13 protein-coding genes and 1 riboswitch are annotated in these 16,757 nt (G+C 66.9%); of the genes, 6 read left to right on the plus strand and 7 right to left on the minus strand.

Annotated elements, in window-relative coordinates; genetic code table 11:
* Positions 1 to 84 precede the first annotated feature (84 nt).
* Positions 85 to 345: a DUF1488 family protein gene (locus HV770_RS17225; RefSeq protein ID WP_175161464.1), complete on the minus strand. Its 261-nt coding sequence runs from the start codon at positions 343 to 345 to the stop codon at positions 85 to 87.
* Positions 346 to 527: 182 nt separating this feature from the next.
* On the opposite strand from HV770_RS17225, the gene HV770_RS17230 reads away from it, so the two are divergent.
* Positions 528 to 2,021 (plus strand): MDR family MFS transporter, encoded by a 1,494-nt coding sequence (locus HV770_RS17230; protein ID WP_175161466.1) that lies wholly within the window; start codon positions 528 to 530, stop codon positions 2,019 to 2,021.
* A 55-nt stretch (positions 2,022 to 2,076) separates the two neighbouring features.
* Here the strand turns inward: HV770_RS17230 and cobM are convergent, their stop codons facing one another.
* From cobM to cbiE, 4 genes are read right to left on the minus strand one after another with little or no spacing between them, the layout of a single operon-like run.
* Positions 2,077 to 2,805: a precorrin-4 C(11)-methyltransferase gene (cobM, locus tag HV770_RS17235; protein ID WP_175161468.1), complete on the minus strand. Its 729-nt coding sequence runs from the start codon at positions 2,803 to 2,805 to the stop codon at positions 2,077 to 2,079.
* A 16-nt stretch (positions 2,806 to 2,821) separates the two neighbouring features.
* Positions 2,822 to 3,589 carry a cobalt-precorrin-6A reductase gene (locus HV770_RS17240; protein ID WP_175161470.1) on the minus strand — a complete coding sequence of 256 codons (768 nt, stop codon included), beginning with the start codon at positions 3,587 to 3,589 and terminating at the stop codon, positions 2,822 to 2,824.
* Positions 3,586 to 4,674 carry a cobalt-precorrin-5B (C(1))-methyltransferase gene (locus HV770_RS17245; protein WP_175161472.1) on the minus strand — a complete coding sequence of 363 codons (1,089 nt, stop codon included), beginning with the start codon at positions 4,672 to 4,674 and terminating at the stop codon, positions 3,586 to 3,588. Before HV770_RS17245 ends, HV770_RS17240 begins: the two co-directional genes overlap by 4 nt.
* Positions 4,674 to 6,020: a precorrin-6y C5,15-methyltransferase (decarboxylating) subunit CbiE gene (gene cbiE / locus HV770_RS17250; RefSeq protein ID WP_175161610.1), complete on the minus strand. Its 1,347-nt coding sequence runs from the start codon at positions 6,018 to 6,020 to the stop codon at positions 4,674 to 4,676. The genes HV770_RS17245 and cbiE overlap by 1 nt, the downstream gene beginning before the upstream one ends.
* 84 nt (positions 6,021 to 6,104) lie before the next feature.
* Positions 6,105 to 6,283: riboswitch (cobalamin riboswitch) on the plus strand.
* Positions 6,284 to 6,365: 82 nt separating this feature from the next.
* On the opposite strand from cbiE, the gene HV770_RS17255 reads away from it, so the two are divergent.
* From HV770_RS17255 to cobJ, 4 genes are read left to right on the plus strand one after another with little or no spacing between them, the layout of a single operon-like run.
* Complete coding sequence (locus HV770_RS17255) at positions 6,366 to 8,054, plus strand: oxidoreductase (protein ID WP_175161474.1); 1,689 nt, start codon at positions 6,366 to 6,368, stop codon at positions 8,052 to 8,054.
* The gene (locus HV770_RS17260) at positions 8,047 to 8,673 is read left to right on the plus strand and encodes a precorrin-8X methylmutase (protein WP_121322510.1); all 627 of its coding nucleotides are present in this window, start codon (positions 8,047 to 8,049) and stop codon (positions 8,671 to 8,673) included. Before HV770_RS17255 ends, HV770_RS17260 begins: the two co-directional genes overlap by 8 nt.
* Positions 8,674 to 9,405 (plus strand): precorrin-2 C(20)-methyltransferase, encoded by a 732-nt coding sequence (locus HV770_RS17265; protein WP_121322512.1) that lies wholly within the window; start codon positions 8,674 to 8,676, stop codon positions 9,403 to 9,405.
* Positions 9,402 to 11,183: a precorrin-3B C(17)-methyltransferase gene (gene cobJ, locus HV770_RS17270; RefSeq protein ID WP_175161611.1), complete on the plus strand. Its 1,782-nt coding sequence runs from the start codon at positions 9,402 to 9,404 to the stop codon at positions 11,181 to 11,183. The genes HV770_RS17265 and cobJ overlap by 4 nt, the downstream gene beginning before the upstream one ends.
* 150 nt (positions 11,184 to 11,333) lie before the next feature.
* Here cobJ and HV770_RS17275 read toward each other — a convergent pair whose 3' ends face one another.
* Both HV770_RS17275 and HV770_RS17280 read right to left on the minus strand, forming a co-directional pair.
* Positions 11,334 to 13,958, minus strand: coding sequence for an AAA family ATPase (locus HV770_RS17275; RefSeq protein ID WP_175161476.1), 2,625 nt, complete (start codon positions 13,956 to 13,958; stop codon positions 11,334 to 11,336).
* Positions 13,955 to 15,097: a metallophosphoesterase family protein gene (locus HV770_RS17280; RefSeq protein ID WP_175161478.1), complete on the minus strand. Its 1,143-nt coding sequence runs from the start codon at positions 15,095 to 15,097 to the stop codon at positions 13,955 to 13,957. The genes HV770_RS17275 and HV770_RS17280 overlap by 4 nt, the downstream gene beginning before the upstream one ends.
* Positions 15,098 to 15,341: 244 nt before the next feature.
* On the opposite strand from HV770_RS17280, the gene HV770_RS17285 reads away from it, so the two are divergent.
* The gene (locus HV770_RS17285; RefSeq protein ID WP_175161480.1) at positions 15,342 to 16,622 is read left to right on the plus strand and encodes a DUF445 domain-containing protein; all 1,281 of its coding nucleotides are present in this window, start codon (positions 15,342 to 15,344) and stop codon (positions 16,620 to 16,622) included.
* Positions 16,623 to 16,757 lie beyond the last annotated feature (135 nt).

Here is a 16,757-nt window from a genome sequence, read left to right on the forward strand (position 1 = left end):
CAAAGCCCGGCGCGCAAGGCGCCGGGCTCTCACTATCCGGCCTGCCGCGACGGCTTGCGGAAACCGCCACGGCCTCATCGAAACCTAATTAAAATCGCCGGTCTCGAGTTCAACCGAGCGACCACCGTTCTTTTCGAGGACCCGCCGCGTAGCATTTTCAATCCGCGCACGGTTCGCCTCGAAGGTGCCCACCAGGTCGTGGGCCGAGGGGCCGTGGTTGCCAAAATGGTCGTTCAGCGCATCCAGCGACACGCTGCACCAGACGTCCGTCCCGTCCACATTGGCCTCGAAGGCGACGCGTGCCGCCGCCACCACTTCGCGGCGTCCGGTGAATTCGATCCTCATAATGATCCTCCATGTGTCGACAGTGAACTTCGAACGCGCAAACCCTGTGCCACGCTGTGAGCGCGCATTCTCCGCGAGGTGCATACTCCACATCGGCCGCCACGTGCGGCCGCGCTGATGCGTCGCGGCAAGCCCCCTGCAAAGCCGTCAGACGCGCCCAACACCCCGATACTAACGCCTACATGTCCCGCAGCCCTCAATCGTCGCGCGCTTTAGTCATTGCCGCCGTCATGGCTTCCATGGCGATGGTCGCCATCGAAGCCACCATCGTCTCCACCGCGATGCCCCAGATCGTCACGCAACTCGGCGACCTGCATCTGTACAGTTGGGTCTTCTCGTCGTTCCTGCTTACGCAAACGGCGATGACCGTGGTGTTCGGCAAGCTCGCCGACCTGTACGGACGCAAACCGGTGATGCTCGCGGGCATCGCGATCTTCCTGCTCGGCTCGGTGCTCGCCGGCTTCGCGTGGTCGATGCCGGCCATGATCGTGTTCCGCCTGATACAAGGCGTCGGCGCGGGCGCGATCCAGCCGGTCACGCTGACCATCGTCGCCGATCTCTATCCGGCGCGCGAACGCGGCAAGGTGCAAGGCTATCTCGCCAGCGTATGGGCGGTGTCGGCGGTGGTCGGGCCGATGGTCGGCGGCTTCATCATTCACAACCTGTCGTGGGCGTGGATCTTCTGGATGAACGTACCGATCGGCCTCGCATCGGCTGCAGGTTTCATCGCCTTCCTGCGGGAATCGGAGCGGCATGCGCGCCCGTCGATCGACTTTGGCGGCGCGGGATTGTTCATGGCGGCGATCGCCGCGTTGATGATGGCGCTGACTTATGCGGGCGACGACGCGCTCGCCATGGCATCGCTCGCAGGCGGCGCCTTCCTGCTGTGCGTGCTGTTCTTCGTGCTGCAGGAGCGGCGCGCCGCCGAGCCGATGATCTCGTTCGCGCTCTGGAGCCGCCGGCCGATTGCCGCGTGCAACGGCTCGACCGTGTTGTCGGGCATGATCCTGATGGGCGCGACCACCTTCCTGCCGATGTACGTGCAGGGCGTGCTGCATCGCTCGCCGGTGGTCGCCGGTCTCGCGCTCACGATGATGATGGTCGGCTGGCCCACCGGCGCGACGCTCGCGGCGAAGTCGTTCCACCGCGTCGGCTTGCGCCGCATCCTGATCGGCGGCAGCGCGTTCGTGCCGCTCGGCGCTGCGCTGCTGTTGTTCCTATCGCCTGGCGGTTCGCCGTTGATCGCCGCGTTCGGCTCGCTGATCATGGGCTTCGGCATGGGCACGTCGAGCGTCAGTTCGCTGGTGCTGATCCAGGAAATCGTCAAGACGGATGAACGCGGCAGCGCGACCGCCTCGAATATTTTTTCGCGCAATCTCGGCAGCACGCTCGGCGCGACGCTGTTCGGCGCGGTGCTCAACTTCGGGCTCAGTCATTCGCAGGGCACGGCGGTGGTCACGTCGGACCAGTTGAAAGCGCTGCTGCAGAATCAGGTAGCGAGCCTCGGTGATAGCGACATGATCCGTCTGGTGTTGCATCAGTCGCTGCATCTGACGTTCGTTTCGATCTTCGTGATCGCGATCTTCGTGGTGGCGTTGCTCGTGTTCGTGCCGGCGATTCACATCGGCTTGGAAAAGAAGATGCCGGTCGAGGCGTTGTCGCCAATCGAGGATTGACGCTTTGGTGAGCGTGATGCAAGCCATCCACAGATGGGCTTGCACACGCCGCTGTTCAACCGCCCTTCGCGTACAGCGTCGAGTCCGCGAAACCTTCGGCGGCGAGTACCTCGCCGACCAGAATCAGCGCGGTCCGCTCGATCGCGCTCGATTGCACTTTGCTCACGATGTCGTCGAGCGTGCCGGTGAGCTTTTCCTCATCCGGCCAGCTCGCGCGATAGATGACCGCGACCGGACACGCGCCGCCGTAATGCGGCCGCAATTCATCGACGATGCGCGCGAGATGCCGCACACCGAGATGAATCGCCATCGTCGCGCGGTGCCGGGCGAGGTCGGCGAGTTGTTCGCCTTCGGGCATCGTCGTTTTGCTCGCGTAGCGCGTGAGGATCAGCGTCTGCGACACATCGGGCAGCGTCAGTTCGCAACCGAGCGCTGCCGCGCATGCCGCCGTCGCGGTCACGCCTGGCACGATCTCGTATGGAATGCGCAACTCGCGCAAGCGGCGAATCTGTTCGCCGATCGCGCCGTACAGCGACGGATCGCCCGAGTGCACGCGCGCCACGTCGTGCCCTTTGTCATGCGCGGCCTGCAGCAACGCGACGATCCGATCGAGGTCGAGCTCGGCCGTATTGACGACCTGCTCCGCGCTGTGCCCTTCAAGCACCGCGGCCGGCACCAGCGAACCCGCGTACAGGATCACCGGACAGCTGCGCACGAGACGCTGCCCTTTTACCGTGATCAGTTCCGGGTCGCCAGGACCCGCGCCGATAAAAAACACCGTCATTCAAGACTCCAGAGATTCAATTACCCGTGGTGCCGGGGGCGTGCTGTTCGGCCCGCAGCTGCACCTGATGAGCGCGTAACGCATCCAGCAAACCGGCGATGCTGTCGAATTCCCGATCGACCTCCGGCAAGGCCGGACGACGCAGCATGATGACCGGCAAGCCGCGTTCACGCGCCACCTGCAGCTTCGCTTCGGTCGCGTTGCCGCCGCTGTTCTTGCTCACCACCACGTCGAACGCTTGCAGTGCGAAGAGTGCGCGCTCCCCGTCGAGTGTGAACGGCCCGCGCGCCGCGAGGATGCGCGAGCGCGCGGTGTCCGGCTGCGAATCGAGACAGCGCACCGTCCAGAACTGCCGTGGCGGAATCTCGTCGAGATGTGCGAGCGGCTCGCGGCCTAGCGTGAAGAGCGGCCGCCTGAACGGCGCGAGCGCGCCGATCAGTTCGTTCCAGTCGCCGACCATGCGCCAGTCGTCGCCGGCTTGGCTGCGCCAGCCCGGACGACGCAGCGCCCAGCATGGTACGCGCGCCGCGCGGCACGCGTCGAGCGCGTTCGCACTGATGCGCGCGGCGTACGGATGCGTCGCGTCGATCACGAGGCCGATCCCTTCGTTTGCGATGTAACGTGCGAGGCCCTCGCTGCCGCCGAAGCCGCCGACGCGCAGCGTGCACGACAGATCGCCGGGCACCCTGCCGAGACCCGCGAGACTGTACACGTGCGCGGCGCCGAGTTGGCGCGCGATCTTCAACGCGTCGCCGGTGCCGCCGAGCAACAGGATCCGCATCATCGCGCCGCTCCAATCACATTGCCCTGACGGTCGATCGCGAACATCTCGACATTCACCTGCGGCGGCACGATCGCGCGCGCCACTGCCAACGCATGCCCGCATACGATATCGGCAAGCGGCACCTGCTGCGCGTGGGCGAGCGCCACCGCCTGCTGACTCGTGTTGGCCGCGCGAATCGCCGCCTGCAATGCGGCATCGGCGCCCTGCTCCGCGGCCCATGTCGCGAGCCGTTCGAGATCGATGCTCGAATGGCGGCTATGCAAGTCGAGATGGCCCGCGGCCAGCTTGCTGAGTTTGCCGAAGCCGCCGCACACGCTGAGCCGCTCGACGGGCGCGCGTTTCATATGCTTGAGCACCGCGCCGACGAAGTCGCCCATCTCGATCAGCGCGATATCCGGCAGAGCATAACGCGCGCGCATCGCGTCTTCGCTCGCGTTGCCCGTGCAGGCGGCCAGATGCGTGTAGCCGTTCGCGCGCGCAACGTCGATGCCCTGATGGATCGACGCGATATACGCGGAGCACGAGAACGGCCGCACGATGCCGGTAGTGCCGAGAATCGACAGGCCGCCGAGTATGCCCAAGCGCGGGTTCATCGTTTTCAGCGCGAGCTCTTCGCCGGCTTCGACGCCGATCGTCACTTCGAAGCCGCCACGATACGCGTGCTCCGCCGCGAGGTCGGTCAGATGCTCGGTCATCATTTTGCGCGGCACGGGATTGATCGCGGGCTCGCCGACCGGCAGCGTGAGGCCCGCGCGCGTCACCGTGCCGACGCCCGGTCCGGCGCGAAAAATGACGCCCGGCTCGGGGATGAGGCGCACGCGAGCGAACACGAGCGCGCCGTGGGTCACGTCGGGGTCGTCGCCGGCATCCTTGATGGTGCCAGCCTCAGCACCGTCGGCGAGCAGGCGGCAGAACACGAGCGGCATCGGCACATGCTGGCCTTTCGGCAGCACGATCTCCGCGACCTCGCTGACCACGCCCGCGAGCAGCAGACGCGCCGCCGCGAGCGATGTCGCCGTGGCGCAACTGCCGGTCGTGTAGCCGCTACGCAGCGGCGCGGCGTGTTCGGGAGATTCTTCGCGCATTACGGTCGGTGAGGCGAAGCGGAGTGATGGGCCGCGGTGCTGTTCGTGCTGTTCGTGTTGTCGGCGACCTTCGCATCATTCATGGCAATTTCACCGCTGCCACTCTCCGTTGCCCGCGCGCCGTTTGCCTCGCCATTGCCGCAAGCCGCCTTGGTCACTTCGAGCAGCGTGATCGGCAACGCCTGCCGCCACGTATCGAAGCCGCCGAGCGGTTGCGCGTTTGCGAGCGCGATACGCGTGAGCGTGCCGCCAAACCGCTCGCGCCACGCGACCAGCGCCGCCTCGCCCTGCAACGTGACTGCACTGGCTACCAGTCGTCCACCGTCACGCAAACGGGCCCAACACGCGTCCAGCACACCGGGCACCGTCACCCCACCGCCGATGAACACCGCATCCGGCACCGGCAACCCATCCAGCGCAGCAGGCGCGCGGCCCGCGACGAGTTGCAGCCCAGGCACGCCGAGCGCATCGCGATTATGTTCGATGAAGCGCTGCCGCTCCGCATGCGCTTCGATCGCGATCGCCCGGCAAGCGGGATGCGCGCGCATCCATTCGATACCGATCGAGCCGCTGCCCGCGCCCACGTCCCACAGCAATTCGCCGGGCGTCGGCGCGAGGCGCGCGAGCGTGATCGCGCGCACGTCACGCTTGGTCAACTGACCGTCGTGACGGAATGCGTCGTCGGGCAAGCCGCAGGTCAGCGGCAGACGCGGCGCGCCTGCCGTCGCCTGGCATTCGAGCGCGATCAGATTCAGCGCGGCGACTTCGCCCGCGCTCCACTGATCCGCGCGGCCGTCGATGCGGCGCTCGCGTTCGCCGCCAAGATGTTCGAGCACGCTCATGCGCGTCGCGCCGAAGCCGCGTGCGTTCAGCACCCCGGCAAGCGCCGCGGGCGTGCGCCCGTCCGCGCTCAGCACGAACACGCGCGCGCCGTCGTGCAGATATGCGTTCAGCGTCGCCAACGGACGGCCCACCAGCGACACCGTCGCGACGTCCTGCAACGGCCAGCCGAGCCGCGCGGCCGCCAGCGACAGCGACGACGGCGCAGGCAGCACGCGCAATTCCTCCGCGGGCAACTGCCGCGCCAGCATCGCGCCGACGCCGAACAGCATTGGATCGCCGCTCGCCAGCACGCACACGGCGCCGTCGCGTTCGGCCAGCAGCAGGGTGAGATCGAACGGACGCGGCCACGCGGCGCGGCGCGCGGCGAGGCGCGCGGGCAGCATCGCCAGGTGACGCTCGCCGCCGTACACCACCGACGCCGTCAGCAACGCACGCCGCGCGGGCCGTCCCAAACCGGCGAAGCCGTCATCGCCAATGCCCACCACGGTCAGCCACGCCGGCATGCCACCATCCTCATTCTGAGTCTTCAATCAATGCGCCGCGCCACGCCGGTCAAAGCGTCCAGCCTCGTTGCGCGGTTCGAAAAAAGGCATAATACAGCCGCCGGTGCCCTTCGGGGCCGAAGAGGGAACACAGTGCCACTGTGGCTGCCCCCGCAACTGTATGCAGCGAGTCCGCCTGCGCTACGCGCCACTGGTTTGACCGGGAAGGCTGCGGTGGACGATGACCTGCCAGCCAGGAGACCTGCCGGCGAGACTGTTCGTGCCAGCCAACATCGGGCGGGGTGTACCGATGCCGCAGCAATCCGCCGTCGCGGCTTGCTCGGGCCGTCGCGCGACGCTAAACCGGTGTCCGTCTTGACTCAAGCTTCGCCCTCCACTGCTTTGCTCCACGCGGTTTCGACACCGCGCCCCTCGGCGTGTCCGGGGCTGCTGCGCATCGTTGCCGCGCGTGATGGTGGCATCTGCCGGATCAAGCTGCCAGGTGGCGAGTTGAGCGCGGACGAGGCGCGAGTGATCGCCGATGCGAGCACGCGGCACGCGGCCGGCGTGATCGAGCTGACCAATCGGGCGAACCTGCAGGTGCGTGGCGTGCGCGCGGGGCATGAAGCCGCGTTGATCGCGGCGCTGGTCGAGGCCGGGCTTGGGCCGATGACGAAGCCTCGGGCAGGCGCGAACGCAGCCAACGCTGTGGACGCAGCCGAGATTTCGAACACCGCTACGGCGAGTGTCGCCGACATAGCAGATGCATCGAACGCCACCGACGCTTCGAATGCCGGGGCCGTGAGCGCCGCGGACGACGTGCGCAACGTGATGATCAGCCCCGCAGCGGGACGCGATCCGTTCGCGTTGATCGACACCGCCCCGCTATGCGCGGAATTGCTCACGCTGCTACAAAGCGAGACGCGCTTCGCGGCGCTGTCGCCGAAATTCGCGCTGCTGCTGGATGGCGGCGAACGTCTGGCGAGGGTCGATCATCCACACGATGTGTGGCTCGCGGCGACTTCGAGCCGTGACGGTGTGCGGTTCGTGTTCGGGTTGGCGGGGTGTCCTCGTGTCGAGGTGGAGGAGAACGCAAACGCGGTTACGGGCGACGATGCTGATGCTGATGCTGGTGCAAAAGCGAACGCGGCTACGAACGCGCGAACCAACGCGGCCGCGGCTGTTGTCGTTGCTGCCCATGCACTTTCGGCTACGCTGACCGGCAGCATGGTCATGCGGAATTCACGCACCCACTCCACGCACACCCACGACCACCGCCCCTTAGCCACCGTCCTCCCCTCACAAGTCCCCGCGCTCGTGCGCGCGCTGCTGCACACGTTCCTCGACCTCGCACCAGCCGACGCCCTCCGCATGCGCGACCTGCTCGCCACGCATTGCGCCGACACGCTGTTGCAGCACGCCCAACGCTACGTCGACTTCCCGCTGTCACGCGACGCCCTGCTCACCGAATGGCGCCGCAGTACCACAGCCGATGCCGCGCTACGTCTCGGCGCGCACGCTCAACGTGAGGCCGGCATGTGGCACGTGGGCGGCCAGCCGCCGCTCGGCCGCCTCGACGCCGCCGCACTGCACGGCCTCGCCGCGCTCGCTCGACGCCACGGCAACGGCACGCTGCGCGCCACACCCTGGCAAAGCGTGCTGCTGCCCGACATCCCGACGCACGCACTGCCCGCCGCGCTGGCCGAACTGAACGCCCTCGGGCTCGCCTGCGATCCCGCACAACCCATCACGCGTTTGATCGCGTGCGCCGGTTCGAGCGGTTGCGCAAAGAGCCTCGCCGACACCAAAGCCGACGCGCTGCGCCTCGCCGCCCGGCTGCCCGCCAACGTCGACGCGCACCTGAGCGGCTGCATGCGCTCGTGCGCCGCCGCGCATTGCGCGCCGTACACGCTGCTGGCCGCCGCGCCCGGCCTCTATGACGTATATCGACGCAACGGCAGCGCCGGCTTCGGCCACTGCGTCGCGCACCGACTGACGATCGCACAGGCCGCCGACCTGCTCGCCCACCTGTCCCGGAGTGACACAGATGCTTGATTACATTCGCGATGGTCAGGAGATCTATCGCCAATCCTTCGCGACGATCCGCGCGGAAGCCGACCTGTCGCGCATTCCCGCCGACCTCGAAAAACTCGCGGTGCGCGTGATCCACGCGTGCGGGATGGTCGACGTGATCGACGCGCTGCAGTTCTCCGCGCACGCAGGTGCGGCAGGCCGCACGGCGCTCGCGCAAGGCGCGCCGATTCTGTGCGATGCCGGCATGGTCGCGCAGGGCATCACGCGCGCGCGGCTGCCTGCGAACAACGACGTGATCTGCACGCTCACGCATCCGGACGTGCCGGCGCTCGCGCGCGAAATCGGCAATACGCGCTCGGCCGCCGCGCTCGAATTGTGGCGTCCGCAACTCGCCGGCAGCGTCGTCGTGATCGGCAATGCGCCGACCGCGCTGTTCCATCTGCTCGACATGCTCGATGCCGGCGCGCCGAAACCCGCGTTGATTCTCGGCTTTCCGGTGGGATTCGTCGGCGCGGCCGAATCGAAAGCGATGCTCGCCGCAGACAGCCGCGGCGTGCCCTACGTGGTGGTGCACGGCCGCCGCGGCGGCAGCGCGATGGCCGCCGCCGCCGTCAACGCACTGGCCACGGAGGTCGAATAAATGAGCGTGCAAGGACGACTGCTCGGACTCGGCGTCGGCCCCGGCGACCCCGAACTCATCACGCTGAAGGCGCTGCGTCTGCTGAAGGCGGCGCCGGTGGTCGCCTACTTCGTCGCGAAGGGCAAGAAAGGCAACGCGTTCGGCATCATCGAGGCGCATTTGCATGAGGCTCAGGCGCATCTGCCGCTCGTCTATCCGGTCACGACCGAAGCGCTCGAACCGCCGCTCTCGTACGAGGCGATCATCGCCGACTTCTACGACACCGCCGCCGAGATCGTCGCCGGCCATCTCGATGCGGGCCGCGACGTCGCCGTGATCTGCGAAGGCGATCCGTTCTTTTACGGCTCGTACATGTATCTGCACGACCGGCTCGCGGCGCGCTACGAGAGCGAAGTGGTGCCCGGCGTGTGCTCGATGCTCGGCGGCGCTGCCGTGCTCGGCGCGCCGCTCGTGTATCGCAATCAGAGTTTGTCGGTGCTGTCGGGCGTGCTGCCCGAGGACGAGTTACGCCGCCGTCTCGCCGATGCCGACGCCGCCGTCGTGATGAAGCTCGGCCGCAATTTCGACAAGGTGCGGCGCGTGCTCGGCGAACTCGGCCTCGCACAGCGCGCCCTGTACGTCGAACGCGCGACGATGGGCAATCAACGCATCGTGCCGCTCGCCGAAGTGGACCCGATGGCGTCGCCGTATTTTTCGCTGCTCGTCGTTCCGGGGAAAAAATGGCAAGGATGAGCGCGCCGGCGATCGTGATTCTCGGCGCGGGGGCGTTGGACACGGCGCGAAGGATTCAGGCGTTGTATGCCGAGGGTGCGGCTGGTGTGGATCGTGCCGCCGGCGCAGGCTGCCAGGTGCACGGCTTGCACGGACGCGTCGAAGCCGACGTGTCCTACACCGAACTCGGCGCGCATCTGCGCGAACTGTATGCGCGCGGCACGCCGATCGTCGCGTTGTGCGCGGCCGGCATCGTGATTCGTTGCGTCGCGCCGCTGCTGTCGAACAAGGGCGTCGAGCCGCCCGTGCTGGCCGTCGCCGAGGACGGCAGCGCGGTCGTGCCGTTGCTCGGCGGGTTGACGGACGCCAACGTGATGGCCCGCGAGATCGCCGCCGCTTTGGCGGTGCCGCCCGCGATCACGACGAGCGGCGAGTTGCGCTTCGGCACCTGCGTACTCAATCCGCCCGAGGGCTACATGCTGGCCGATATCGGGCAAGGCAAGCGTTTCGTATCGGATCTGCTGGCGGGCGAAAGCACGCGCATCGAAGGCGATGCGCCTTGGCTCGATGATGCGCAATTGCCGCGTTCCGCTTCGGCGCGGCTCGCGATTCGCGTGACGCCGCGCGCGTGGGATGGGCGTGAGGACGAGTTGGTGATTCATCCGCGTTGTGTGGTCGCGGCGGTGAGGGGTGCGGGTGCGGGTGCGGGTGCGGGTGCGGGTGCGGGTGCGGGTGCGGGTGCGCAGATCGTCGCATGCGTGCGCGAGGCGCTGGGCGCCCACGGTCTCGCTGCGTTGTCGCTCTCGGCGCTGCTCGCCTCGTCCGACGACATGACGGACCCGGCGCTTGCCGAAGCCGCCGCAAGTTTCAACGTGCCGTTGCGCTTCGCGCAAACCGGTCCCGACGGTGACAAGTCGCCTGCCGGCCTGTTACGTGCCGCACTGCGCATCCCCTGCGAAACGCTGCACAACGATACCTCAGCTGGCGTGGCGCTGGCATTGGCGCCGCTCGCCATCGACCCCGGCACGATTGGCCGCGCGCGCGGCCGTCTGACGGTGATCGGCCTCGGCCCGGGCCGTGCCGACCTGATGGTGCCCGCCGCCCGCACGGCGCTAGACGAAGCCACCGATATTCTGGGCTACGACACCTACGTGAAAATGGCCGGCCCGTTGCGCGCCCATCAACGTGTTCACGGCACCGATAATCGCGAGGAAATGCAACGCGCGCGGCACGCTTTCGAACTGGCGAGCGCGGGAGCGTCGGTGGTGATGGTGTCGTCGGGGGACCCTGGCGTGTTCGCGATGGCGGCCGCGGTGCTCGAAGCACTCAACGCATCGCAAGACGCGGCATGGGCTGCGGTCGAACTGACGATCGTGCCGGGCGTGTCGGCGGCGCTCGCGACCGCCGCGCAAGCGGGAGCGCCGCTCGGTCACGACTTCTGCATGCTGTCGCTGTCCGATAACCTGAAGCCGTGGGCGATCATCGAAAAACGTCTGCGGCACGCGGCCGAAGCCGATCTGGTGATGGCGTTCTATAACCCGATTTCGCGTGCACGTCCGTGGCAACTGGACAAAGCGCTGGATATCGTGCGGGAATATCGCGCGGCCGCGACTCAGGTGGTGCTGGGGCGCGACATCGGCCGGCCCGGCGGCACGCTGCGCACGCTCACGCTGGGTGAGCTGAAATCGTCCGATGTGGATATGCGGACGATGGTGATCGTGGGGTCGTCGATGACGCGAAGATTTGGGGGTGGTAGCGGCGGTGCTGAGTGGGTTTATACGCCGCGGTGGTATGAGTGAGATGTGATGACTGAAAGCTGCTTCAACTAGCAGATCAACCAGAAGCCATCTGGAATCTTCAGTATTTAAGATAGTCGGCGGCGTGCGTCATCTTAAGCAATCCTCCACCCTCCCGCAGCTCATACCAGCACGGACTTCTCGCAGCACCTCTTACGCCCCCACCCTCAAATCCCCAATCGCCCTCTGCCTCACACCCAGGTCGTCCCACAACTCCGGGTGACACGTGAACACCAGAATCTGATGGCGCGTCGCCGCATCGATCAACGCGCGCTTGAGCGCATCACGCCGCGCCGCATCGGTATGCACGGCGGCATCATCGAGCATCAGCAACGTCGGCCGCCCCGACGCCTTCAGCAAGTCCGCATAAGCGAGCCGCGTCAGGATGCCGAGCTGTTCACGCGTACCGAAACTCAGTGCGTCGAGCGTATCCGCGCGGCCATGGCGATCCAGCGTCGCGGGACTCAGGTCGTCGCCAAGTGCAATCGTCGACTGCGGGAAAATCCGCTTCAGATAGTGCCCTAGCCGCTCGGTCAGCGGCGCACGCAGTTGCGCCACCGCCGCGTCGCGTTCGTCGACCAGCACTTCGTCGAGCAGGCTCAACGCGCTCGCCCGCAGGCCGAGTTCGTCCTTGCGGCGGGTCGCCTGCTCGACCCGCGCGTCGAGCGCGGCGAGACGTTCGCCCAGCCCTGACGCGCCGACCGTCTCCAGTTGGCTGCGCAGGTGCGCGATGCGCACCTGCCGCTCATGCTGCTCGCTGCGCGCGAGTTCCGCCGACGCGCGATAACGCTTTGCCTCCGCCGCCGGATCGTCGAGACGCGCCGCTCCCAGTTCGCGCTCGCGCCCCTCGCGCTGCTTTCTCAACGCGTCGACCTGCACGCGCTGTTCGACGATTTTCGTCTGCCACTGCGCGCGGTTGCGACGGTAGGCTTCGTCGTTCAATTGCGCTTCCTTGCGTTGCAACTGCGCGGCGAGCGAGTCGGCGGTCGCCATGCCGGTCGATCTTTTCTCGGCGGCCTGGGTTAGCACTTTTCTCGCGGCCTCCAACGCGTCGCGCGCGATATCCGCGTTGCGGCGCGCTTCGTCGAGCGGAGGCGCCGCGGACACATCGGGCAAGCCCGCGAGCCGTTCATTCGATGCCTGCAAACGCGCCGACGCCGACGCCAACGCCGCACGCAAGGCATCGATGCCCTGCGGCGCATGCACGTCGAGAATCTTTGCCTGGCTCTTCTGCTGCGCGACCAGCGTCTTCCACTTTTCGTAGCGGGATTCGGCCTCACCGAGCGACGCGACGCCCAGCGCCTGCAACAACTGCGCATGGTGCGCTTCGAGCGACGTGAGTTCGGCCAGCTGCGCGGACAGATCGGACACGCCCGGAATCACGCGCAATTCGCCGAGTTCGCCGAGGCCGATCCGCTTCTCGTCGTCGACGCGCAGCACACCGTCGCCCGCGATCTGCTCGCCATCGACCGTCAGCACGCCGCTCAACCGGTACTCGATGCGCGTCATCGCCGCCTCGGTGCGCGCGCGCAACAAGGTCAGTTCGCCATCGAGCGCGGCGAGGCGCTTGCGTTTCGTCTCGTCGATTTCGATCGCGGCCGCGTCGCGCGCGGCATCGAGCACCGCGTCGTTCGCCTTGCCCGCGGCGGCGATCGTCGCTTCGAGCCGCTCGCTCTCGGCACGATAGAGGCCGATCTGGCTACGCAGATCGGCGGCCGTCACCGCCGCGTTCGCCAGTTCGAGCGCACGGCTTGCGTCGGCAAAAGCCTGCTCGAACTGTGCGACGCTGCTCGATGCTTGCGCATGCTCGGTCTGCGCCGCCGACACATTGGCCCGCGCCGCATCGAGTTGCTGACGCTCACGCGCGACGGCCGCTTCCAGTTCGGCCGCGCCCTGCTCCTGTTGCAGCGACAGCGCGAGTTCCGCTTCGCTCACCTGCAAGGACTGCGCGAGCCCCTCCAGACTGCGTTCGAGTTCCGCCGCGGCATCGGCGCGCTGCTGCGCGAGCACGGCCTTCTGTTCGTGGAGTTCCCAGGGACGCTTGCGCTGCGTATCGTCGAACGCCTCCTGCTGCGAGGCGAGCCGCGAGATGTTTTCATCGAACTGCTGGCGCTGCTGCTCGAGTTCGTCGCGCTCGGCAATCAATGCGGCGAGCGTCGTTTCGGCTTCGGCGAGCGGCCCAGTCGACTTCTGTGTGCGCGCCGTCAGCAGTTGCCGCAACTCGCGCTGCACGGCGGCGATCAGCGCGTCCTCGCCGGCCGATTCGCTGCCGCCCGACAATTGCGAGAGCGCATCACGCAGATACTGCGCCGCGTGCCCCGTCGAGTCGCGCACCTCGTGCGTGCCGCCTTGCTGCACCCACAAAAGTCCCGGCACGCCCGCGTTCTCGGCCTTCAGCGGCCCGCGTGCGGCGCGCGAAAAACCGAGCAGGGCCGCGAGCTTGTCCTCGGCTTCGTCTTCGCCGAAGACAGTCTGGCCGATTCGCAACTCGCAGCGCTGCCGTGTGACGAACTGCTTCGACAACCTGCATTGAACGCCGTCCAGCTCGAAGCTCACCTCGACCGACGGCTGCCCGCTCGCCTTGCCCCAGGGCAGCAGATCCCTCAGATGCGAGGCCTTATAGCGTTCGAGAAACACGGCGCGCACCGCTTCGGCGACGGTGCTCTTGCCCGCCTCGTTCGGCCCGATGAACAGATTGAGCCCAGGCTGCAGATCGTCGATGACGAGCCGTTCGCTGAACTGTTTGAACTCCTGAATCGCAATGCTTTGCAACTTCATGCGGACCTCGCTTCGCGCGGCAATTCACGTTGAAAACGCGCCAGAAGCAGGAGCGCCTCGGCCGCGCGCCTGACTTGCTGCGGGTCGGCTTGCGGGTCTTCCTGCAAGCCGCGCAGCCGCGCCACCACTTTCGCGAGGTAGCCGCTTTGCGCGCCGAGTTCGGCGAGGTCGTCGGCAGTGGGCAGCACCTGCAGGCCGCTCAGATCGATGCGCAGCGCCCGCACGCGCGCGCGGGTTTCCTCGACCGCGACGTGCAGCGCTTCGGCATCGGCCAACGCGGCCGTGCCGCTCGCGCTCACACGCAGCACGTCGCGATGGCTCAGTGCCGCGAGCCGCGCCTTGAGCGCGTCCACGTCGGTCGGCACCGAGATCGTTTCATCCCAGCGATGCCATTGATATTGACCGATCCGCACCGCTTCGACCTGCGGCAACGCGCCCGGCTCACCGAGCGTGACGTCGAGCATGAAACCCGGATCGTTCGCGCGGAAGCGGTCCTGCTCGTGCGTGCCGGCATACCATGTGCGTTCGTCGACACGCAGGTGGCCGTGCCAATCGCCCAGCGCAAGATAGTCGAGCCGCGCGCTGAGCGCACGCGTGGGCGCGATCGGATTCGACGAGTCGATGCCTTCCTGCAGAATTCCGCTGACGCTGCCGTGCGCGAGACCGATGCGGTGATAGCCCGGCGGCGTTTCGGCGCTATCGAAGAAGCCGGTCGTGTCGTCGTAGGTGATGCGTTGCGTGAGCGGCGCGCACAGCAGCGCCGTGCGGCACGCGTCGAGCAGCACGACGCCGGGTTCGAGCACGACCCGCACGTTCGGGCCGATGCAGTTCAGCCGCTGCGCGCGCGTCCACACGCTCTCGACCAGCGCGGCGTCGTGATTGCCCGGCAACATGATCCACGGCCCGGCGAACGCCTGCAACGCGGCGAACAAACGGCGGATTACCGTGTCGGAGACGGTTTGCAGATCGAACACGTCGCCCGCGACCAGCACGGCGTCGACCTTGCGCGCAGCCGCTTCGTCGGCGATGCGGCGCACGGTGTCGAAGCGCGCCTGCGCGAGATGCGCCGCCTCGTCCGGCTCGAACTGGCCGAATTGCGTGCCTATCTGCCAGTCCGCTGTGTGCAGAAACCTGATCACTGCGCCTCCATGGTGGTCATTGCGCTCATTACCATTGTGTTGCGGTTCATTGCCACTGCGCGCGCAAGGCGCGGCTTCGCAGTCTAACCGTAGATGTTACCGCGCGGGCGCGCTAAAGCGAGCCACATCTGCACGGCGCGCCGCCCGGTCAGCGGCGCTACACTCGCGGTTGCTGATCGCGCGCCCAAAGCGCCGTAAGCGCACCGCATCGTTTCAATCGAACCGAACCCATCGCCCGCCCCCGATGAACAAGACCGTCGAACTGAAGAAGGCCAAGCGCACGCCCTTGCTATTGCTGCTCGCGGCCGCCTGCGTTTTTGTGATCACCGCGTTCATGCCGCGCGGCCTCTGGGTCGATGGCATCAAGGCGGTCGCCGAGGCCGCGATGGTCGGCGCGCTCGCCGACTGGTTCGCGGTTGCCGCGCTGTTTCGCCGGGTGCCGATCCCGCTCGTTTCCGCGCACACCGCGATCATTCCGAAGAACAAGCACAAGATCGCCGACAACCTCGCCGTCTTCGTGCAGGACAAGTTCCTCGACGTGCCGTCGCTGGTCGGTCTGATCCAGAAGCACGACCCGGCGCGCAGCATCACCGGCTGGCTGAGCGAGCCGGCCAATACTGCGCGTCTGGGCGACTACGTCGTGAGGCTGACGAGCGGCATTCTCGAACTGACCGACGACGTGCGCGTCCAGGTCTTCATCAAGGACGCGCTGCGCGACGTGCTCGCGAAAGTGGACCTGTCGCAATCGCTCGGCGCCGTTCTCGACACGCTCACGCGTGACGGCCGTCATCAGGAGTTGCTCGACGCGGGCATCCATCAGGTGGTAACGCTGCTGCGCGAACCGCCCGCGCGCGAATTCATCGCCGAGCGCATCGTCGAGTGGGTGAAGGGCGAGTATCCGAAGATGGAGAAGATCCTGCCGTCCGCCTGGCTCGGCGAGAAAGGCGCCGACGCGATCGCCAACGCGGTAAACCGCGTGCTCGAACAGATCAGCGAAAACCCCACACATCAGCTGCGCAACAAGTTCGACGAAGCAGCACAGAAGCTGATCGTCAAACTCAAGAGCGACCCGGCGTTCCTGCAACAGGGCGAGGAGCTCAAACGCTATCTGGTGGAAGGCGACGCGTTCGGCAACTATGTAAAGGACATGTGGGGCGAATTGCGCGCGTGGCTCAAGCATGATCTGCAGAGCGCCGACTCCGCGTTGCATGCGCGCGTCGCCGCCATGGGTCAATGGGTGGGCCGCGAGCTCGCGAACGATCCGGCGCTGCGTCAATCGCTGAACGATCACCTCGAAGAAGCGGCGCGCAGCATGGCGCCGGACTTCGCCCGATTCCTCACACGTCATATCAGCGATACCGTCAAGAACTGGGACTCGCGCGAGATGTCGCGGCAGATCGAGCTGAACATCGGCAAGGACCTGCAGTACATCCGCATCAACGGCACGATCGTCGGCGGCTTCATCGGCCTGCTGCTCTATGCGAGTTCGCGACTGTTCGAGTTGCTGCGGTTGCACGTCGGCTAGAGAATCGGGTCGCAGGCCGCCAAAACGCCTACAATTCGGGCATGTGTCTTGCTGAAGCGCTGTGCGCCGTCGACGCGATCCCACGTCATCCAACACGATTGGCATCATCTCGCGGCCTGCAAAAAAAGACAGCGC

Origin of the sequence: Paraburkholderia fynbosensis, assembly GCF_902859935.1 — a bacterium.
In the GTDB taxonomy this organism is placed as follows: Bacteria; Pseudomonadota; Gammaproteobacteria; order Burkholderiales; family Burkholderiaceae; genus Paraburkholderia; species Paraburkholderia fynbosensis.